The following is a 23,462-nucleotide window of genomic DNA, read 5'->3' as shown; positions in this document are numbered from 1 at the left end:
TATACGGTTAAAACAAACTTTTCCGTTTGGATAATGTATCGTAGTTGTTCTTCAGATCTGTCCAGTCCACTTTCTTCTTCGTATCTATACCGTTGATATATTTTTCGATATTGGTATAGCCGTCTCCATTACAGTCCTTCACAGCATCAGTCGGATCATTCGGGTTCAATCCGTTGGCAATTTCCCACGCATCCGGCATACCGTCACCATCCGAATCAAGGTAGGCTTCTCCTTTATATTCAGGAAGTCCGCCTACTTGACGGATGTCGGTGATAATACCTTGCTTGTAAGAGTCTGCCGGCAAACGTCTTTTCACATAAGGAGAAACAAGCTCCGGAGCATCTTTCACATAAATAGCTTTTCCTGTCCGTACAGTCTTGATGACACGTGTATCTACTGCATCCCGTTTCGGGAAAGTAGCACCTACATTATCCAATACAAAGTTGTAGGCCTTTTGGGTATCCATGATCGTTACAGGTGACATTTTGAAGGGTTCGTCCACCCTGATTTGCGGTAAGAACTTTTCAGCATCAACTTCATTGGCAAGCTGAACTCCGCCATCCCAGTTATCTTTCGTCACTTGGGCATTGCCATGAATAATGTTTCCGTTAACATAAGCTTTTCCGAAAGAGAGAGGTCTGCTCTTGTCACGCCCTGCTTCCGGTTTCAAAATACGATAAGAAATAGGTTTTCCCAGTGGAGTAATCGGCCCGGGCTTAAAGTAATTATTGATCATATTATATAAACTATTATGATCACCTCCATCTACCGAGCGATTCCACCAGTTGAAAACAACATTATTAACGAAATTGAAGTCACCGTCCATACCTACCGAACTGTTACGGCTGATGTTGGAAGCGAAAAGGTTACGGCAAAACATACTATTGTGCCCTCCGATAGTAGCACCAAAAGCATGATTATACGTATCCAATGCCTCTGAGAATACTGAATTCTGAATGGTAATATTTACAGTAGGTAATTTCAGTCCGTGCCCACTCTCATCCCGGTTGTAGACATGGCGGTAAATAGACATATTTTCATCTAATCCCCAACTTGCCGAGCAATGGTCTACTATAATGTTGCCGACTGCATTTCCTCCTACTGCATCGTCACGGAAAGCAACATCCTGTGCACCACGGCGGAAACGCATATGACGAATCACTACATCATGTGTATCGATTAGAAAAGAATTCCCGGTAATACAAATACCATCTCCCGGGGCAGTTTGACCGGCAATCGTTACATAAGGAGCACGTACACTGATCGGACTCTTCAAGTGAATGATGCCTGATACATTAAAGACAATGGTCCGGGCACCGCCGGTTTCACAGGCTTCGCGGAAGGTACCGGGACCGGAATCTTCCAAAGAAGTAACCACAATTACCTTGCCTCCACGACCGCCGGGAGTATACATCCCACCACCTTCGGCACCGGGGAAAGCCGGAATATTACTTTTTATCAAATCTTCCGGTTTGGAAGCCCAAGGTTTGTAAGGACGTCCTTTTTGTGCTTCTTCTAAAACTGTCGGCAAGGCTTTTTCCCATGCCGCGTTTGATTTTTGTTCGAACTCCGCTTCTTGTTTTGCTCCTCTTTCTTTTGCCGAGTCGGGGATTACTGGATATTGAGCTGCCACAGGTAGTACGCAGGCAACCAACATCCATGCTGATAATACTTTCTTAATCTTGTTCATTCTTTCGAATCTTAATAGGTTTTTAAAAAAGACGATTAAGAAAGAATTTTGTAATCGGTATTTCTATCCTTTCCGCCATTCGTTCATATATTCACGGGGAGTCTGATTATATTTCTTACGGAAACACTTGCTATAGTAGCCCGAATCTTTGAACCCGACAGCAAACGCCACTTCCGAAACACTCAAATCCGTATTTTTAATCAGTTCGACAGACTTATTTAACCGAATCTCCTTTACCAGGTCGACAGGTGCCAGTCCGGTAAGGCTTTTCAGTTTTTTAAAGAATGCCGAACGGCTCAAACCAATGCCGGAAGCAATCGTATCAATATTGAAATCACTGTCGTCCATGTTTTCTTCAATTACCTGATGTATCTTTTCAAGGAACTGCACATCTTTTTTTACCAAATATTGTTCGTAGCTGTCTTCTTCCGTTGTCGTCTGGTTTTCCATCTGCTGACGGATACGTTCGCGGAACAGTTTCCGTTCGCCGAGCAACTGTTCGATCCGTGCCAGCAGATATTCTTTGCTGAATGGTTTGGTTATATAGGCATTCGCCCCCAAAGTAATAGCTTTGGTCTTGGCTCCTTCATCGTTTTTGGCAGTCAGAATAATAACAGGAATATGACTGATCTGGAAATCTTTCCGGATGGATTGTAACATTTCCAGTCCGTCCATTTCCGGCATCATCTGATCAGTCACAACGATGTCCGGATGATACAGATGTACTTTCTTCAAGCCTTCCACTCCATTATTGGCTATGTAGATATTGAATTTATCTTCTAATTGCAGTTTTATCAGTTGGCAAAGGTCTTTATTATCTTCTACCAGCAGAAGAGTCGGTAGTGAAGTATCAATTTCCAATTCTTCTTCCGGTTCCTTTTCCTGGACAATTTCCATATCCTTGCCTGTGGCAGCAGGAGTACTTTGTGTATCACCGACGTAAAAGTCTACTTCAGATGGACGATAATGATCCTTGTCCAACAATAATTCTACTGTAAACACAGCCCCCTGCCCTTCCGGACTTTCGGCATGGATTAAGCCGTGATGCAGGTTTACTATTTCCTTGGAAAGTGCCAACCCAATGCCTGTACCCTGATAATAAGGATTCTTTGCATTTTCTCCTTGCGAAAAGCGTTCGAAAATCTCAGTCAGTTTACTTTGTGGAATGCCGATGCCATTATCTTCTACCCTTACATAACATGATTTCCCGTCATCTGTCAATCCGGTAGTTACATAAATACTTCCACCGGAAGGAGTAAATTTGAACGCGTTCGATATGACATTACGGATAACAATGCTCAGTTTGTCTTTATCCGCCCATACCATGATCGGTTCGTCCGGTAACTGGAAAGTGAAGCTGATTTCATTTTCCTCCGAAAGTACTCGGAATTCTTTCTGGAAAGAAGCTATCATTTCATTGAAGTCGATCAATGATACATGCAAGCGCATCTTGCCATTCTGAATCTTACGGAAATCAAGAATCTGATTGACTAGTTGTAGCATCTGATTCGTATTCTTTTCCATCAGTTCCACATATTGCAGACCTTTCGGAGACAATTCTTCCCGCTCCTTCAATTCTTGTATCGGGCCTTTTATCAGTGTCAAAGGAGTACGAAGCTCGTGAGAGATATTAGTAAAGAACTTAATTTTCACTTCCGAGACTCTCTGCTCAATATAAATGTCATTCTTCATCTTAATCATGAAGAAAGCCAGTCGCAAACCGAAATAGAGTGCGGCAATACCCAAAATGACATAGATAAGAGTTGCCCACCAACTCAGCCACCATGGTGGGAGAATGGTGATTGCCAGCGTGCACGTAGAAACGAGTTCAGGATTTGCTTCATCCATCGTTTCAACACGGAACACATAATCTCCGGGAGGTACATTTGTATAAGAGGCAATGCGGTTTTTGCCGTTATAATGCCATTCTTTCTCGTATCCTTCGAGTATGTAGCGATAAGATACCCGATTTTGGTTATAGAAATTTAATGCGGCAAATTCTATCGTGAACATAGACTGATTGTACTTCAATTGAAGCGCATCGGTGTATGTGATAGATTCTTGAATCGGGCAGTCATTCAAACTACGCAGATCGCGGTTGGATACTTTAAAGTCTACAATACGCGTATCATAGTTGGTATGTTGTGTTTCCAGTTTATCAGGAGAGAATGTCAAAATTCCCTGTCGTGAACCAAGCCACAAATCTCCATTCAATGCACGCAACGCACTGCCTTCTTCTAACTCAACATTCAGGAAACCGTCGTATTTGTCGTAGTTACGGAACTGCTCTGTTGCTTTATTAAAGCAAGACAAACCGATCTCGGTAGTAAACCATAAATTCCCGTTTTTATCTTCAACGATGGATTTGACTACGTCATTATTCATCCCTTCACGCATGCCATAAGATTTGAAGATCGGCTCATGTTTCTCTTTATCATAACGGACCAGCTTATTCAAACCGCCTCCGAACACGCTCACCCAAATTTGTGAGTCAGAGTCTTTGTATAATACATAAATATCATTGTCAGCTACATTGGAACGGTCGCTAACTTGCCGAAAGGTTTCAAACTGAATTTCTTCGGGAGTTGTAAAGTGTCCGTCAAAGGACATCAGACCATCCATCGTTCCTACCCAAATACGCCCGTCTTCACCTTCCGTCATCGTGCGGACTTCCATGTACAGACCATAAGCGGGATATTGTTTCAGTCCATTGTATTTATGCTTGAAAACAATCGCTCCGTTTTCTTTGGAAATCAGATTCAGACCTCCGCCCAACAAACCGACCCAGATACGTTCCTGACTATCCTGATAAGTGAAATACACATCATTGTTACTGATAGAATTCGGATTCTTAGGATCATTTTTATAGCGGGTAAAGCGCAGACCGTGCGGCGAGTTCATATCCGGTTCGGCTTTGACAAGCCCGTTTCCTTTGGTAGAAAACCACAGGTTCCCTCCTTTATCCTCCATAATATGATACACGGCACCTACCAGATAGTTCTTATCAGTAAAAACCTGTTTTATCTGTCCATTGCTATCCAAGCGGTACAGTGCCTGCCAACGAGTACCCACCCAGATATCCCCATTCTTAGCCTGATAAAGCGCACGTATTCCCTGATTCCATGAAGTCGCTTTTTCTGTGCCAACGGGAACAGGAGAAACTTCTGTCAGTAACTGGAATTGCTTTTTGGGAAAATTGACTTTATACACTCCGCTACTTGTAGAAGCTAACCAAAGAATCCCATCCTTATCCAACAATAGATGGAAGAAAAGCTGATCGGGAAGATCGTCGGAAAAAGGTTTCAATTGATTAATGCGGATCATTTCTAGTTTCTCTCTGTCAAAGAGCAGGATTTCTCCTCCGGGAGTGAGGAAGAACATACCTTGTTCACCGGCATCCTGTTTTTCAAAGTTACCGATAGCATTCTGGTTAGGGAAAGCAAAACGGTGATTACTTTTGTTCAAAGGATCATAATATGTCAAAGCCTGATTGCCTTCCTGAAACCATATTTTATCATACTTGTCATTGAATATCATCCCTACTTTTTTTCCTGCAATGGAGAATGGAAGTTTCGTCAACTGTTTGTAACCGATGTTGTACTCGTATGCACCGTCTACAGTAGTAATATACATTAATCCCGATTCTGTGACCAATATATTGGAAATCGACTGTTTGATATCCGGTATTTCGTAGCGGTTGACGACTCCATTTTGTGGATCGACACTATAAATATGCCCGTTCTTATCTCCCAGCCACAGAAATTTGGAATTGTACGAAGCACAAGTGAACTGATCCGGGTTGGCAGATACTTTTTTTTGAATAAAGTCGACAGGTTTATCTTTCAGAGCTTCGCCTTTCCGCAGTGAAAGAATCTGATAATCCATACCGATCCAATTGATAAACTCGGCTGTTTCGCAAAATACATTATGCTTTAGACGTAAATCGTAGACGTTGACATTGGGACGCGAATCGTGCAGTTGCTTCATGGTGATTTTACCGTTTGAATCTGTATTTGCACGCAACAGGCTCTTATCTTTGGTCAGCAGCAACACGTCTCCGTCTTCTGTTGTCTGAATTTTGATAATCTGGATGTTTTCAGAATATTCTTTTACGTCATCATACACTGCATGAAAACTCTCATGTTTCTTATCAAACAAATAGAGTTTGCGGTCAATAGTCTTGATCCACAAGAATCCATTCCTGTCTTCTACAATACGTTGAATTTTACGGGGAGGAATATCTGCGGAATAGAATCCGTCATGATTATCATAGGAACGGAATTTGGTACCATCGAAACTGCATAATCCGTACCAAGTGCCGAACCATACAAATCCATCTTGCCCTTTTAATGTACAATTGACGATATTATTGGGTAAGCCTCGTTCGGCTGTATAATGTTCTACAATCATGTTAGGGTAGGCAGAAGCACAGATTCTCGTAATCAAGAGAAAAAGAAATATCAAAAAGAAGTGTCTCTTCATTGTATATCGTATTAGTGGAAATGGATCTTGCATCAAAGATACTATTTTTCGAATAAAATTCAAATAAGCAGGTAATAAACTAGATTAGCTATTAACTAATCTAACTTGGTTAATAGCTAATCTCTGTCATTCAAGACGACCGGAGGTTCTTGAACAGACTTATTTTTCTATTCCAAATTCAGTCTGTTGCCGCTCCACTTCATCCAGCACTCTCTGCCGTTCTTCCTCTGTCAGTTGTACCTTACCTTTGGTTGTATCTTTGGATAAACCGGTTTTCGGAGTTGATGAAGATGTTTCCTGACTGGTACAGTATTTTTCATCGTAGCAAAAAGGAAGTTCTGCAGGAACGCTTTCAAATTCCAGTTCAGCAGCAGTCGGAGCCTGTGTTCCTTCAAATTGTACATGAGCTTTTACTTTAATCTTCCCGGCTTTTCGTGTAGAGCGAACCAACAGAGGAGCTGAACCAAATTCTATGGCACGGGGATTGGCACCAATCGTAGCGTCGCCAATGATTTGCCCTTCACCTTCTACCGTGAATACGATATTTTCTTTTGCCAGACGACGTACGTTGCCACTATCATCCGTTACTTCGGCAACTATCACAATGAAATCCGAACCGTCTGCTACTAGATTAACTTTTTGAGTATCCGCATAGAGGCGAAGTTTGGTAGACCGGCGGGAAGGCATTTTCTTTTGTGTGCATACTACTTTACCGTTAATGATACCTTCGGCAACCATATTAACTTTCTGCCAGTTCTTTTGTGTATAGCTATATCCGCGTGCTTCCCAGAAATCCCATACATTTTCAAAGACAACAGGAGCATTCGGCATATGCCCTTTGGCATGTACTACAGGTTGGGTCCATGATTTTGTTCCGTCATAAATAGAAAGACGGATCGAGTCGCAGTTGCTGAATATCACTACATCTTTGTCAGAAAACTGTGACATTTCGTGAGCGATGAATACCATTGGACCACATTCTGCCAACGGATGCCGAAGGCTGGCGGGTGATTGGCTACGGAACATTTCGTAAGCATATTTCTTTTGGCGGAAGGCATCGTATATCCCTCCCCAATAAGGATCAGGATGATAGCCACGCTGATGATCGAACGGATGCCATTGTGTACCACCGATAAACTGGCCGGTAGTACGGTACATCTCATCATAACTTTTAGCTAGGGAAAGTGCCTGTATCAGCAGCGGACGTTCGCCCCAACTACGGCTTGCACGGTTATTGTTGTTATGGGCGTACCAATCGTCCACATTTTCTCCAAATTCACGGGTAAAGATACATTGTTCCGGTTTATCTGCCTTTTCATCGTCTCCCGTCCAACCGTAAACGACATCGTAATGCTCCTTCACACCAGCTGAATGTACATCGGCAGCAGCCACGGGACGTCCCGGATAAGGAAATTCTTCTTTGGTTATTTCGAGCGCTTTCAAGGCAAAATCGAGTGGATAGCGGGTTTCATTCAGAATAGGTTCCCACATCAAGACAGACGGGTGATTACGGTCACGACGGATCATTTCGCGGGTATTTTGATGAACCAATTCTCCGAATTTCACATCCTTGTTCCAGTATTGCCATCCCGGAGTAGCTACGATAACGAACATTCCGAGCTCATCGCAGGCATCCATAAAGGAAGGATCTTGGGGGTAGTGTGCCACCCGAATAATAGTGCAACCGGCATCTCGCAGACGTTTAGCATCCCGCCATTGCTGAGAATTAGGCAGAGCATTGCCTACATAAGCGAAGTCCTGATGGCGGTTGGCTCCTACCAGCTGAACGAAAGGTTTTCCGTTCAGCCAAAAACCATCTTTGCCACGAAATTCCGCCAAACGGATACCGATACGTGTAATGCCTCCATCAATAGACTGATTGCCCTTTTTAATGCGCGACTGGACTTTATATAAATAAGGTGCATCCGGTGACCAAAGCTTAGGGCTTTTTACCTCTATCTGTTGCCGGATTATTTTCTTTTCTCCCGATTTCAGAGAAAGTTTGCCGGAAGTTCGTTTAATTACCTTTCCATCAGCATCTGTCAGGGTTGTTTCTACAGTAACGGTTTCGGTATGTTGATTATCATTTTGCAATTCTGTATTTACGTAGACTTGTGCACTCTTTTCGCTGATCTTGTCGAAATGAACAAATACTCCGCCTCCTGCAACGGTTTGGGAGTCAAGTGGATCGGTAATGGATACTGGCGATTTGGCTATCATCCACACATCACGGTAGATGCCGCCATGATAGGCGAAATCCAAGGTGTATTGGGGTTTACCGGGAGGAAAGGATTTGTCATTGCTATTGTCGACGAAAATGGCAAGCAGACAAGAATCTCCTGCTTGTATACCATTGGTTGTCAGATCCAAAGTAAAAGGGAGATAACCACCAACATGCTCTTGAATACGCTTTCCATTCAGGTAAAGAACTTGTTTTCCCATAGCTGCCTCAAAATGGATCAGTACCCGTTTACCTTTGGTTTCTGCAGGGAGTACGAAATGTTTGCGATACCAGGCGGGGCCTTGATAATTGCGGCATCCGCTAGCTTCGGCAGGCATCAACTCTACCGTATGAGGAGTGGAAACAATCGTCCACGAACGGTCGTCAAAGTCGACGGATTCCGCGCCATGAATGTCTCCTTTGAAAAATCTCCATCCCGGATTGAAATTATACACTTGTCGCCCGCTACCGGGAAGCTGGATGAATCCGGCAACCGATGTTTCGGGACGGTAGGTTTCTGTTGCCTGTCCTTTCTCTATCAGTGAGAATAGCAACAGAAAAGCTGATAAAATTGGAAACAGTTTTTTATTCATAATTTAATTGTTTATCTATGTTTAAAGGCACAGATTTCACGGTTTTACTTCGCGTAATCATATTCTGGAAATCGCAGCCCTGTTTTTTCTATTTCTCAATCATTATAATGATATCTTTCTTTCTACTTTCCGGTGATACTTTCAGTTCTGTCACTTTTCCATCCTTTAAGGTTGCTTCTACTGTCGTTTCACCCGGTGCATAAAGTTTGAAATGTATATCCCATTCTTTGGGCCATGCGGGGAAAAGGAGTATTTGATTACCGTTAGTCTGTAATAGCATTTCTTGAAGTCCTATCATACCGCTACCTCCCCAGTTGTGATCGGGTGTCCAGTCATATCCCGGTCCCCAAAAGGCAGGAAAGCGATGTGGCCCGTTTGAGAGTTTGGCGAGAGATAGCCTTTTGGCTTCTTCGGTCAATCCCAGACAGGCTGCCCAAATATTATCTTGTTTCCATCCGATATGAGAGCGAAAGTTAATAGCCTCCGGATCATAGAAATAAGTATTGCGGGCTAATTCCAGATTCTCTTTTCCTACTCCATAAATGCGCCAGGGAAATACGGGATACAGTTGCGGAGTCTCTATGTTGTTGATTCGTTCCCAGCTTACAGCAGGAGAAATCGTTTGTTTCAGTTCGGGAGGTGCTGTGGGATTCAAGGAATCCTTGACCTCTATGTATCGCAATGGAATTGGAGGAATTGTTTTCAGCATTTCATTTTTCTTTCCATAGTTTTCCAGTACGGTCCGCAAAGCGGCGATTGTACTGCTGGCATTGTTGGTCATCTTATACGTTTCGCAGGCAGAACCCGGAAACAGGATCAGATGTCCGTTGCCGTCCAACGCTTTCCGTCCTCGACGGGAAGCAAGCTGCCGATAATGTTCATCGAAAAATGTCAGCGAACTTTCAATTAAGGGTAAATACGGGGTAATGTCTGCATTTGCATAATTTTTGGTTTCCAGTATCATTTGGCAAAATTCAAGTATGGTATCCCACTCATACTCTAACCAAGCATTATATTCCAATCCCTTGTCAAACCATTCCGGACGTTTGAAGCCATACTCCGCAGGATTGGGCAAGCCAAAGTTTTCTATTTGTTCGCAGAAACATGCTCCGTCATGCTGCCAATACACTTGGCTACGAAGTTCTGCATTTTTTAGTATCCGGTTGTAAAAATTGAATTGGGAGGGCATCATATCGAAGTCTCCGCTTTTTAACATCGGCCAGTATACAAGTCGCTGATTCTGTGCTGTCATCGTACCTCCTCCCCATTTCCGGTAATCAGGGGTGAATGCCTGTTTATCGTCTATATGGCAAGGATCGAAGGTGAATAATCCACCGTTGAACTTGGTAGGGACACTGCCGTAGGCATTGCAGCCCAGCATATAGCGGAAAAGAGTGTAGTTTCGGGTGATTCCTTCTACATCGTTGCCATCCTTATTTTCTGCTTCTCCGATTGCTTCAATAAAGCTGCGTTGCCAGAAGGAGTTCCACCATGCGCGGGTCTGCTTTTTGTCTTGTGATACAATTTTTGATGATATCTTTCCCTGTGGGGCAATCCTTTGCAAAGTAGTTTTTAAGCCTTGTTCCCATTGATCGACCGTTTCCGTCTGGTCTGTGTGCAGAACGATGCAAAATTGTTCTTTCCGAGAAGCCTTTGAAGAGTGGAAGTTCCAAGCACGGTAATCTGTACCGGCATAGATACTGTCTGTTGTATCCGTAAATTCCAAATTATTTCCAAAAAGATAACCACCGAAAGTTAGGTCCTTTAAAGGATTCATCATTTGAGATTCCACATTTTCCATTCCTTGTTGGGCCACAGCAATGTCAAAAACGGTTTGTTCGGGATTCCGGTGATAGAATAGAAGCAAGTTTCTCTCTTCCGTCATTCCGGGTAATTCCTTTTTGGAAGATAAAGAAACAAAGTCGGCGTTGGTAACAGTTCCTTTCGGAGGTGCCCATTTGTAAGAGCATTGTTGCCCCTCTCCTTTTCTGATCATTCGTTCCTTATATCGCCAGTTCTCATAAGAGAGTTTTGTTTGCAAAGGTTGTGCATTGGTTATTTCCACATGAACTACCGGATGAAAAATATCTGCCCACAACTGTATCCGTGTACCTCCTGCTGATACTTCTACGTACCCATCTTTTAGTTTTAGCTCCTGACGGAAATCTTTTGCATCTTTCAAAGGATTGGGAGATAGACGAATCCGAAAACGTCCTTGTTTCAGTTGGCAGTTGTTTTCGTCGAATGTACCGCTACGGCTTACATAAAACAGCAGATCACCTTCTTCCACCCATATATTCATGCCGATATCACCGCCACCGCAAGGCATAGATTCGGAGGAATTTCGACTAGGAGTGTTCCAAACGACATTGGCATGCTGGCTACAAAAAGCCGACACGCCAACAAATACCATTATTATAATCAGATAAAATCGATTCATATTCTATTCGTCAAATTCAGCTCATAGCTAATCTTTTTTATATTCGGGAATGTACCAATCGTCTGAACGAAAAGACCCTAACGGCAGACCGTCACAATATACATCTCCTTCCACATAATTCTCGAATCCATAACGGACAGCTACCGGATGCGGGACTTTATCACTTTTTACAAGTATCTTGCTGCGTTCAATCCATGCTTTAGCCGGATAGAATATTTTATCTTCGCCTGCTATCCGGAAGTTTTTCGATTCAAAGCAGTTCTTGCCACTGATCCACATATTTGCACGTTCGAAACTAACGACTATGGTATCGTTTTTGATTTCAATACTTTTATAATAAGGACTTTCTCCGTTCACCCCTTCCACACCATATGTCTTTGTCAGTGCAAGAAGTGCCAGACGTTCTCCGGCAATCTGTTTCTTTGCGGGATGAATCCCTTTCTCCATTCCTGCATCCAGCAGTACAGCCATGCCGCTGTTAGATACACGATGTTCCACTTGCGCCTGCGCTTCACGCAGATAGGCTGAATTTATCACTTCTTTGCCTTTTTCCGTGATGATACTATAGTCATATGGAGCTATCTGACAGTAGTAGAAAGGAAAATCGCCTTGTTTCCATTCGGCACGCCAACCGTTAATCAATGTAGTAAACATATCCGAATAGGTATGGGCACGATTCCAGTTATCTTCTCCCTGATACCAGACCACTCCTTTCATTGTCATACCGATCAGTGGATGCAACATGCCATTATATAACACAGTCGGAGTACGGTTTTTGGATTTTATATCTGCTTCCGATTGAGGTATCTTTGCATCCGGGAACGCTTTCAACCAATCGGCAGTCATCCATGCTTCGCAGGCAGAACCACCCCAAGCTGCTACTACCAGCCCTACCGGGACTTCTAAAATTTCATTGATTAATCTTCCGAAATAATAGGCTGTCGCACTAAAATCACGGACACTGACAGGAGTTGCTTCTTTCCATGAACCGACTACATCATTTTGAGGAATCATGGTGGAAGTACGTTTTACTGTAAACAGGCGGATATTACTATTTTTGCTGTGAAGAATATCCATGTTGGCATTCTCTACAGGTTGGTTTTTAAAACCTTTCATCGGCATTTCCATATTGCTCTGACCGGAGCATAGCCATAATTCGCCTATCAGAATATTATTTAGTGTTTTGAGACTTCCATCGTCAAAGGTTACAGTATAAGGGCCCCCTGCCTCGGGAGTGGGGACTGCCAGCTTCCATGCTCCGTTCTTGTCTGCTGTTGCTACATATTGCTTTCCGTCCCAGCTGGTAGTTATTGTTACATTCTTGTTGGGAGTGGCTGTTCCCCAAAGGTTAGCGTTTGTCTTTTGTTGCATTACCATACCGTCAGAGAAAATAGCAGGCAACTTTACTTCTGCACGTGTTGATAAGCATATAGCCAGCAGAAAACCGGTCAATAGAATGCTTATTTTGAATCTTGAACTTCTCATTATTATGTTGTTATATTAATTACTCTGTTCCAAATATAGTGGACCAAGCAATCCGCCCGGAAGTAATGTATTCTCCTGTTTCCGGTATTTCGCATTTGTCCAGATGCCTTCAAAGGGTGCTTTCCCTTCATCTGTCCCTTTCAGTGCATTTGCCCATGTGTTTGTTACTTCGATTTCAAGCTCATTTGTTCCCTTTTTCAAGGCTGCTGTAATGTCAGCCCGGTAGGGAGCTGTCCAGACCGTACCGCAGTCTATTCCATTCACACGAACTGTAGCCAGATTGTAAACTGTTCCCAAATGCAAATACACCTGTCGGTCTTTCTGCTCTTTGTACTTCCAAGGGAAAGTGGTTTTATAGATAGCGGTTCCGGAATAATAACGAATCCGCTCGTTATCTTCTTTACTCCAATCGAAAAGGGCTTTTCGGGTAACTGTTTGACCGTTAGCGACAAATGTTACGGTGTATTCTTCTGCATCCAAACTTATATCCAGCAACTCTTTTGCCGGGCTATTTTTACTCTTTTGTACTTTTTGCAGAATATCTTCCTTTCCTTTGCTTTCATTAGCTTTCTCTATGGGATATACTATGAATACAGATTCATTAGGGGCCAATGTAAGGGTAACTTCCGTCCGATTACCTTTTATCTGATAAACAGGGTGGATATTCATTTCACCCGTTACCGGATTCCAACATTCCGGTTTTCTGTCGATGCGCATGCTTGCAGTAAATGTACGTGTTTCTTCCTGCTGATTGGCAATGAAATAAATGTCGCCGAGTTCACCGCGTCGATGTGTCCATGCAATATCTTTCGGTACAATCATATCACGTTCTAATCCATATGCAGAGAAATCATCCTCCATATAAGGAAGAGAAGGGATCAACACACCTGCCTCTTTAGATTCATTGATCTTTTTCTGTACTTCCGGAGATAATACAGGTTCCGGATTCATTGGGCGGGGAAGAGGTAATACCAAAACTTTATAACTGGCTCCACCGGGCAGCGTCATTCTACCGTTTTCTGCTTTTGCCAAACGGAGTAACGCATCTTTATTAAAGCTATCATAAGCATATCCACAAAGTGGATTTACCCACTTTTCAGGGTCGGCCATATTTGCAGAGTGTGTTACGCCTACCGGGCGCACACGTAAGGGTTGTCCTTCGTTCGCCAAACGAATACGTTCGCTTTCCACCCGTTCGGCACCATAAATTCCCGGAAGAGACGGAACTAAACGTTCCGGCAATACTGAACGTCTTGGAATTTCTTCACCCGTAAAGACAGCTATGTCGATTACTGGATGTCCGTATTGCAATAATGATTGGCAACGGGTTATGTAGTCACAGAATGCTTTTGCTCCCTTGTTCCACCATGTCTGGTCACGTTGGAAGAAAAGGCCGATGCCATCCAGAGTCATACCCGGTTTGCGGTCTAACCAAGGATTATGAACATATACATGGAAGAAAAGGCGGTTGATGCCTAAAGCATAGTTACGGTCCAGTAATGCTTTCAACATTGCTGGATGTTCGTCCCAAGTTCCGCGTACTTCCGTGAAACCTTCCGCCTGAATAATATTCTTGCCATAGATATGCGCTCCGCTAATGGCATCCAGCATATCGTTCGGCTTATCATGAGTAGGACTGTTCAGCCAAAATTCTCCCATAGGAAGGTCTACTTTCTGGTAATGCAGCAAGCCGTCACTGACCATGGTAGGTGCTACACATTCGGCAGAAAACTGGCAATCATATTCTTTGGCGCAATCGGCCAATACCTGATAGAAAACATCCACAACAAGTTCCGCTATCGTTGTGCGGACATCATGTAGAATCTTCTCACTTCGTTCGGCACTTTCCATCGGGATGCCTGCCAGTAGTGGCAAGTAAGGCATTAAATCATATCCACGGCGTTTTTTGAACTCGGCTGCAAAAGTCTCACTCCAGTTCTGGCTCCCGCATTCCCAGCTATCCACATGCATGTATTTTAATACACGGCGTGCAACCTCCGGATTTGTCTTTACGAAAGCTTGTGCAAACCAGTTGTCGAACTGCTTACGGACTGTCACAGGATTAAACTTGTCGCATTCCAGCCCCTTTCCCCCTCCGCCGGTGGCGTTGGTATGTCCGGTGGCGGTATGTCCCATGCGGAGTATTTTCCACTTACCTTTAGGAAGAGTTGCGGTTAATGTTCTTTCTTTAAAATAGCTCTTCGAATTGTTTTTAAATTGGTCCGTCAGATTAAGAATCTGTGAAAGGGTATAGCAGTCCTTCCCTCCTACTTCTTCTTCCTTTGTCGAAGAAGCGACACGCCATACCAGTCCGGCTTTACCTTCCCATTGGTCCAACCGGGCTTCCTGATGAAGGCGCAGTTCCTTGATTTTCAAGTTTGGCTTCCATTTGGCTGCATCCATATCCTCGCTTCCCGATTCGCTACCTTCAGGTGTCCAGTAAAAGCGGAAATAGCGGGCGGTTGTGGCAGGTATTGTATGGGTGGAATTTTCATCTGTATTCTGCCATCCCTGACGTGCAGGAACGAGTTGCTTCACCAGACGATAGTTCGTTCCATCATCACTTGCCATTACTTTCAGACGGTGTGCCTGATAATTATTACCACTTAGAATAATTTCAATATTGCGGCAAGTAAAAGGCTGTTCGTATTCATATTGAATATAGCAAGGATAAGATGAACGGATTACTCCGGCATCATCCATGTTTACGGTTTTCTTGGCGTCGATATGATTTCCTTTAGCGATATTGGTACAAGTAATTTTAGCCGGCATGACATCTGCCACTTCCTCTTTTACAGGTAGGGCAAATAAAGAGATATCTTCATAAAATCCTTCATAAGCTTCCGGTTGTGGCAAATACAATTCTTTGATTTTGCCACCGTCGACGATTGTATCACTCCAGACTACTTTCTGCATCGATTCTTTCGGAGTCATCCAGGGACCGCCTGCCAATGCAAAACCATCACAAATATGCATCCCCAACTTTAACCCTAAACGATCGGCTTCTTCCATGCTAAAACGCACCATTTCCCACCATTCGGGAGTTAACTGTTGCGCTTTACCTTTGTATTGCGGTCCTTCTTTGACGCCTTTGATTGGCATCAGATAAGTTCCTCCCAATCCGGCGTGCTTCATTGCTTCCAGATCAGCAGTAATACCTTCTTTGGATACAGCACCAAACATCCAGTACCAAAAAGTCCAAGGCTTTGCTTCATCCGATGGATTCTGAAATAGTTCACGAAGTGAATGTGTTTGCAAAGCATTGGCAGGAGATATAGCAGTACATGCCAATAAAAAGAATGCAAATATTTGTTGTTTCAGTCGGCTTTTCATTCTAATCTATATTTTTACGTATAAATAAGACGAAAAAGGGACTGTTTTGTACTCACTATCCTTGTTCTTTTGTCATCTTCCTAAAATGAGTTGGTCTGTTACTTACTATTCACTGCATCTTCTATCCGAGATACTAATTGTGGATTGCTAGGGCGTGCTGTAGCTCCGAAATCAATAATCTGCCCTTTTCTATTAATCAATATATAATAAGGTATTCGGTCTATCTTCCATTGCTTACGAATTTTTTGGTAGTTATCTATTCCCAAATAATCAGTCACATGAACACATTCAATTCCACGATTTTTCAATGAATACTCATTCAGACATTCCTCCCATTGTTCTTTGGGCTCACTCACACAAATGGAATATATAATCAAATCATTTGTAGAGAATTTGCTACGCAATTGTTTTAAAGGTTCCATTTCTGTCAGACAGGGAGGACACCATCTGGCCCAAAAATCGAAATAAATCACTTTTCCATGATTCTTTTCGAGCACATCATAGACAGGTTCCATATATGGCATACGTGTTGTATGCTTTGAGTTTTCATGGAATTCACCATATAATAAATTGTCGGAAACAGGCTGTGGATTTTTTAGATACGATTTAGTCTGATTATATATCTGCATCACCTGCGCACGTAGATGCGACATCTTAACGATTGAGTCAAACTGTGTACGCTTTTCATGAAAAGCAAGTGTATCATTAGTACACAAAGAACCGGCTACCAACTTAGTATATAAATACTGATTCATCTCCCTCTCCCCCATTACATTCATAATCTCTTCGATGGAAGGGCTTTTTTTATCTCTGAAAGCGATCCCATAAGCAATATACCTTTCAGCTTCATCAGCAATATCGTATAAGCGTGCCGAAAGTATGCCTTTAGTATATAGTTTATTGATTTCAGGTAAAAGTGTATGATAACGGTCCATCTCTTCTCTCGTTTCAAACAGGTATGACATACCATTGAATAACAGTGCATAATAATAATCCTGTTTCAACAATTCTTCGGTAAACAGTACAACATCTTTCATGGGCTTGTACTTCACTAAATACTCATTCCTACGTTCCAAACGAAAATTATAATCCTTCTTTAATTCAGCCTCAAACTCCTTAACGTCTGCTTCTGGTTTCATATTATAATTCTGCATATAGTAATATGCACTTTCTGTGAACGCTACTATCTCCTGATTAAGTTTTTCGGCATCACCTGTCACTCTAGGATGAAAAAGGTCTTTGAAGTCAATTTCTACATATATGCTATCTCCCGGATGGATATAAAGATGTTCTGCATAATTGCGAATAGAAACTTCCCTTAATTTTGCATAAACCGGAAAACGAAAAGAGAATGAACCATCTTCTTGTATGGGCGAACGATACTGATTTTCCATATCTCTGAAAAATGGGATAATGAGGGTCAGTTCCTTCTCTTGGGGATAGAAATCCCGATTCAGTACTTTTCCTGTGATGACTGCTTCTTCAGCATATTTTTTCAATGAGGGATCGATGGCTTCTGTTTGTGCAGAAGATTCGGACTGGAAATTACTCCGGGCTTTTTGTCGGCATCCGACAAGAACCAAGGTAATTATTATCAGAAAGGATAAGCTGGGTTTCATTGTGTTTGAATATTAAAATGTTCGTCAATCTAATAAATCAAAAGTTCTTGCCTCTAAATGTATGGAATTATTTTTAGAGGCAAGAACTTTTGATTGGTTATCTATCTCAATTTTAGATATTTCACATTATATATAATTAATTTGTGGGATAAACAACCCGAACACTATAGCCAGCGTGCAAACTTCCTGATATACCAGCTTTTTACCAGTTGTGTCAAGATACAATAGGAAAGCAAAATGCCTGGCAGCCAAAGGAAATAGCCCAAAGGGAGAGCCGTCAGTCCGATAGACCTCCCGAAAGAAGTGAAAGGTATTATAATTCCTATCGCCATAACTAATAGTGTTAATCCCATAACGGGCCAAGTTGCCCGGCTTTGTATAAACGGGATCTTTCTTGTTCGTATCATATGGACAATCAATGTCTGTGATAATAAACCTTCTACAAACCATCCGGTCTGAAATAGCGTTTGATGCTCGGGAGTGTTACAGCTGAACACATACCACATAACCAAATAAGTAATTATATCGAAAATGGAACTGATAGGCCCTATATAAATCATAAAACGGCTCAGGTCGGACGCATCCCATTTACGCGGTTTCTTCAGAAACTCCGGGTCCATCCGGTCGAATGGAATGGTTGTCTGCGATATGTCATAAAGTAGATTCTGAATCAATAAGTGTATAGGCATCATAGGCAGGAATGGCAGAAACGCACTGGCGAACATCACACTGAACATATTACCAAAATTGGAACTGGCAGTCATTTTTATGTATTTATTGATATTGCCAAACGTCTTCCTCCCTTCTAGTACGCCATCTTCCAATACCATCAGGTCTTTTTCCAGCAGGATGATATCCGCACTTTCTTTGGCTATATCTACTGCCGAATCGACCGATATGCCAATATCCGATTGGCGTAGAGCACCTGCATCGTTGATTCCATCTCCCAGAAAGCCTACCGTGTTACCTTGCTCCTGCAACAGAGAGATAATATATGTCTTCTGAAATGGAGTGAGTTTGGAAAATAAAGTGGTGTTCTTTACTGCTTCTTTCAATGCAGTATCATCCATTTCCTCCACTTCTAACCCGCTAAGGGAGTGACTAGTGTCAATCCCTACTTGACGGGCAATGGCCTTCACCACGATATCATTGTCCCCCGACAAAATCTTAACTACCACTCCATGTGCATATAATTGCTCGATAGCTTCAGCGACAGAAGGTTTCGGGGGATCAAGAAAAGCGAGATAGCCGATCAACACCATTTCTTTTTCATCCTCGATAGCAAAATTGCAATCCTTTTCGATGAAACTTTTCTGGGAAACCGCCAATACTCTCATTCCTTGCCGGTTCATTTCTTCACTTATCTTTTGCGCTTTAGTTTTCAAGGCATCAGTCAGAGGATGTATCTGCCCGTTGAACTCAGCATACGAACAGACATCGAGAATTTCTTCTACCGCTCCTTTAGTAATGATCTGCCGTTTCCCTTGCCTGTCTTCTATTACAACAGACATTCTTCTGCGTGTAAAGTCGAAAGGTATTTCATCCACTTTGGTATAGTCGTCCTTCAAATGTTCCAGATTCAGTTCTCTCACATGGGAAAGGATTGCTTTATCCATCAGGTTTCTCAGACCAGTCTGAAAATAGCTGTTAAAGTACGCATGACGAAGAATACGTTTACTGTTATCATCGCTCCCATCTGCGTTGATATACTTCTCCAACACAATTTTGTCACAGGTCAGCGTACCGGTCTTATCGGTGCAGAGTATATCCATCGCTCCAAAATTCTGGATAGCATTGAGGTTCTTTACAATTGTTTTCTTCTTTGACATAGTAATCGCTCCCTTAGAAAGGTTGGCAGTTACTATCATAGGCAACATTTCGGGAGTAAGACCGACCGCAACAGATATAGCAAAAATGAAAGCTTCGAACCAGTCTCCTTTCGTAAAACCATTTACAAAAAACACAAATGGGACCATAACCAACATAAAACGAATCAATAGAAAGCTAACCTTACTAATGCCTTTATCAAAAGCTGTAGTAGCACGATGCCCGACCAGACTTTTAGCAATCGTACCCAAATAGGTTTTGTTTCCCGTTTCAAAAACAATTCCTTTTGCTGCCCCACTAATCACATTAGACCCCATATAACAGATATTATCCAACTCAATGACACTTCCTTTCCTGAATTGCTGTCCCTGTACTTCCGGAAACTTTTCTATCGGTTCGGACTCTCCTGTCAGTGAAGCCTGACTAATAAACAAGTCTTTTGAATCAATAATCCGTATATCGGCGGGGATCATATCACCGGCTGCCAGATACACAATATCTCCCGGAACAAGTTCTGTAATATCAATTTCTTCTTCCCGTTCTCCCGCGCGTTTCGCAAGACAAGTGTTTTTTACCATCTTCATTAAAGAATCCGTAGCTTCATTTGCTTTCCATTCCTGCCAGAAACGCAGGACAGCACTAAATAAAACCATTGATGATATAATGATTACTCCTGTCCATTCTTGTTCTCCCGGTTCAGCCATCAGTACATCCAATAACAGGGATATGATGGCAAGTCCGGTCAGAACGCCTATAAAGGGATTGATGAACGTTCTGATAAACAGGATAAACGGATTCTTTTTCTGTTCATGAATAACTTCGTTTCTTCCATAAATGGACTGTCGCTCCTGAACTTCTCCCTGTGTTAGTCCAAGCTTTGTGGTCTGCAAGTAGGAATAGATTGACTTACTGGGTTGTGTGGCAACCAAAAATACTTTCTCTGAATTGAATGTGTACTGTGATGAGCGCAGTCTTTTCTTCCATACCATATTCTCTTTTTTTTTAAGTTACTAACTGCATTTATTAATTCAACGCAAAAGTAAGGAGGACTTCACAAGGAAGCTGTTAGAGAATGATTAGAGTGGTATTAGAAAACAATTAGAATTTCTTAAATATGCGGGAGTTTTACCACAAAGGTAGTGCCTTCATCCTTATGAGAGGATACGGTCAATTCTCCTTTGTGAAGGTGAATGATTTTCTGCGTCAAAGCCATACCTATTCCATTTCCGGGAGCTATATTCTTGTTTTCTCCACGATAAAATAGTTTGAATAGGTTTTCTTTATCTACATCGGACATTCCTACACCATTATCGGATAAGCGGATGATCGCCCATTGCTCCCAATAAGCTATCAGGACTGATGAAGTCCGATTGGAAGAATACTTGCAGTTGTTCTCAACCAGATTTACAAAAGCAGTAGTCAACAGATAACTGTTTCCGATTACAGTCAGCACATTATCTTCTTCAGCTTCCTGCTCAAATACTAGTTCAATATGATAATCCGGATGAGCTTTTAATACTAGCTCTCTGGCATCCAGCAATAATTCGTCCAGACGGACCTCCTCCATTGTTATCTGTTCCGACTGATAATCGGCTTTTGCAAGATTCAGCAATCCGTCTATCAGGTTTATAATTCGTCGTGAATCTTGTAATGCATTGCCAATGGCTGCCTGATATTGTTCGGAGGTTCGCTCTTTCAACAAGGCTAAATCCAGTTCGGCTGTGAGAGCAGCCATAGGAGTACGTAATTCGTGGGATACATTGCTGACAAACATCTTTTGTGAGTTGAAAGACTTCTCCAAACGTTCCAGCAAATCATTGAATGTAATGCTTAACTCTCCCAGCTCATCCTGTTCATTTTTTACAGGTAACCTTTTGTCAATATGGGATGCGGTAATCTTCTCCGCTTCTTTTACTATATTTCGTATTGGCTTCAAAGTACTTCGGGAAAGAATATAACCGACAATTGCCAACACTGTCAATCCGCCGATAAATAATAGAATGAGCATATTTCTCAGTGCATCCCGGTTGGCGTATCCATAGCCATCATAAGCTGCGGCAGTGACAATGTAATCTTTTCCTTCAAACGGATACACAAGTCCTATTGCCTGATATTCGTCAACATAAAAACTGATGTTTTTTCGTTTCAGAATACGTTCCACCATTTCCGGTGTTTCCTTGATTATATCGTTTTGAAGAGCATCGTGATATAGTATTTTAAAATCTGTTGTATAGACAGCTACCTCTACCTCATTTATAAACTTCTGATTGTTCAGGTAAATAGACTGCATAGTCTTTGCATCTACTTGATTGTTAAGGAATAAATGAGCTTTGGTTATAGCTTCACTTTGTAAGTTACGAAAGAAAGCATTACTGCGTGAATGCTCACTTACGTAATAGACAGCTATAACAAATACGAAGAATACCGCGGCTGTCAGTCCTGCATATTGTAGAGTCAGTGTTGTCTTGATTTTCATAATTTGTCAGTCAGTATGAAGCCCATTCCGGCTTTGGTATGAATAAGTTTTGGTTCGAAATCCCGATCTATTTTTTTACGGAGATAGTTGATATATACATCTATGAAGTTTGTTCCCGTATCAAAATGGGTATTCCATACTTTCTCTGCTATTTCAACGCGGCTCAATACCCTTTCAGCATTTTCGACCATATATAGCAGCAAGTTATATTCTTTGGGAGAAAGTTTAATGAATATGCCATTCCGTTCTACGTCTTTCCGCTGAAGGTCAATACGCAGATCCGCATAAACAAGTTCCTGTGGTAACTCCGGTACATTTCCTGTAACACGTTTCAATAAAACTTTAATTCTGGCATTCAGCTCTCTGAAATCAAACGGTTTTACCATATAGTCATCTGCACCGGCATCGAAACCGTCCAGTTTATCGTTCGTTGACCCTAATGCCGTCAACATTAATATAGGAATATTGGGATTGGACTTACGAATTTCTTTTGCCAGTTCAAATCCATCCATCTTAGGCAAAACAATATCAGATATAACCAGATTGAATGTATGTGCCTGAAAAAGCCGTAATCCCATTAATCCGTCATAAGCTACCATTGTCTGATAACCATTTTCTTCCAGTCCGTTCATCAGTAAACTTGCAACTCTGGGTTCATCTTCTATAATTAGTATTGTATACATAGGAAAGGATTCGTTAATCAGAATATATATAACGAAACAAAAATAGTGATTATTCCTCACTTATTACATATATTTGTGTAATTATCATCGGTTGAATTTATGTCAGGTATAAAAGATTTAGATATATTATTATCCAATATAGAACCTGTATTGGATGAACGTAATTTTGTTTTTTGTTCTTTTCCAACAATTGATTGGAAGATAATGTATGAACTAAACCCTATCGGGATTTTCCACGAGAAAGAAGGGGTAACTTTCATTCTTGAACAGCAAGATGCCGTAAATAAGAAGATTCATTACCAGTCTGTTTATAGGCTTATCACACTTAATGTACATTCCAGTCTGGATGCAGTTGGTCTGACAGCCGCCTTTTCAGCTAAACTAGCTGAGAAAAACATTAGTACAAATGTTGTGACAGCGTATTATCATGACCATATTTTTGTGCCTGAAGAGAAAGCAGAACAAGCTTTAAATGCTATTCTTGAACTACAAAAAGGGGCTGTGTCAAAACTAAGGCACATCCCCTTCTTTTTTTAATATAAAATAGTCGTTCCTCTTTTTTGTCTATGCGACTATTTTTTCAGTAATTAGGTAATAAGGCTTAATATTCGTC

General features: G+C 41.9%; 10 protein-coding genes and 2 pseudogenes. 1 reads left to right on the top strand and 11 read right to left on the bottom strand.

Annotated elements, in window-relative coordinates; genetic code table 11:
- Window positions 1-7 precede the first annotated feature (7 nt).
- The 11 genes and pseudogenes from BLW31_RS10915 to BLW31_RS10870 form a co-directional block, all read right to left on the bottom strand.
- The gene (locus BLW31_RS10915; RefSeq protein ID WP_010537949.1) at window positions 8-1,690 is read right to left on the bottom strand and encodes a polysaccharide lyase; all 1,683 of its coding nucleotides are present in this window, start codon (window positions 1,688-1,690) and stop codon (window positions 8-10) included.
- A 63-nt stretch (window positions 1,691-1,753) separates the two neighbouring features.
- Window positions 1,754-6,172 (bottom strand): hybrid sensor histidine kinase/response regulator transcription factor, encoded by a 4,419-nt coding sequence (locus tag BLW31_RS10910; RefSeq protein WP_032837037.1) that lies wholly within the window; start codon window positions 6,170-6,172, stop codon window positions 1,754-1,756.
- A 159-nt stretch (window positions 6,173-6,331) separates the two neighbouring features.
- A complete protein-coding gene (locus tag BLW31_RS10905) occupies window positions 6,332-8,986 on the bottom strand; it encodes a glycoside hydrolase family 2 protein (RefSeq protein ID WP_010537947.1) in 2,655 nt (884 codons plus the stop codon).
- Between the two features lie 88 nt (window positions 8,987-9,074).
- Window positions 9,075-11,426, bottom strand: a complete 2,352-nt coding sequence (locus BLW31_RS10900) for a DUF5703 domain-containing protein (protein ID WP_029425542.1) — start codon at window positions 11,424-11,426, stop codon at window positions 9,075-9,077.
- Window positions 11,427-11,453: 27 nt separating this feature from the next.
- Window positions 11,454-12,911 (bottom strand): sialate O-acetylesterase, encoded by a 1,458-nt coding sequence (locus BLW31_RS10895; protein WP_022300939.1) that lies wholly within the window; start codon window positions 12,909-12,911, stop codon window positions 11,454-11,456.
- A gap of 15 nt (window positions 12,912-12,926) precedes the next feature.
- Window positions 12,927-13,391, bottom strand: a pseudogene (locus tag BLW31_RS25155) (glycosylhydrolase-like jelly roll fold domain-containing protein); the annotation flags it as partial.
- Window positions 13,392-13,480: 89 nt separating this feature from the next.
- A pseudogene (locus BLW31_RS10890) lies at window positions 13,481-16,244 on the bottom strand (glycosyl hydrolase); the annotation flags it as partial.
- A gap of 98 nt (window positions 16,245-16,342) precedes the next feature.
- On the bottom strand, window positions 16,343-17,863 hold the full coding sequence (locus BLW31_RS10885) for a TlpA family protein disulfide reductase (RefSeq protein WP_010537943.1): 1,521 nt from the start codon (window positions 17,861-17,863) through the stop codon (window positions 16,343-16,345).
- A 164-nt stretch (window positions 17,864-18,027) separates the two neighbouring features.
- Window positions 18,028-20,679, bottom strand: a complete 2,652-nt coding sequence (mgtA, locus tag BLW31_RS10880; protein ID WP_010537942.1) for a magnesium-translocating P-type ATPase — start codon at window positions 20,677-20,679, stop codon at window positions 18,028-18,030.
- A gap of 119 nt (window positions 20,680-20,798) precedes the next feature.
- Window positions 20,799-22,166 (bottom strand): sensor histidine kinase, encoded by a 1,368-nt coding sequence (locus BLW31_RS10875; protein WP_010537941.1) that lies wholly within the window; start codon window positions 22,164-22,166, stop codon window positions 20,799-20,801.
- A complete protein-coding gene (locus BLW31_RS10870) occupies window positions 22,163-22,849 on the bottom strand; it encodes a response regulator transcription factor (protein ID WP_010537940.1) in 687 nt (228 codons plus the stop codon). Before BLW31_RS10870 ends, BLW31_RS10875 begins: the two co-directional genes overlap by 4 nt.
- Window positions 22,850-22,948: 99 nt before the next feature.
- On the opposite strand from BLW31_RS10870, the gene BLW31_RS10865 reads away from it, so the two are divergent.
- Window positions 22,949-23,386, top strand: a complete 438-nt coding sequence (locus BLW31_RS10865; protein ID WP_010537939.1) for an ACT domain-containing protein — start codon at window positions 22,949-22,951, stop codon at window positions 23,384-23,386.
- Window positions 23,387-23,462: the final 76 nt, after the last annotated feature.

The sequence above is a fragment of the Bacteroides faecis MAJ27 genome, from assembly GCF_900106755.1.
Taxonomy (GTDB): Bacteria; Bacteroidota; Bacteroidia; order Bacteroidales; family Bacteroidaceae; genus Bacteroides; species Bacteroides faecis.
This window is presented reverse-complemented; position numbering and strand designations above follow the sequence as displayed.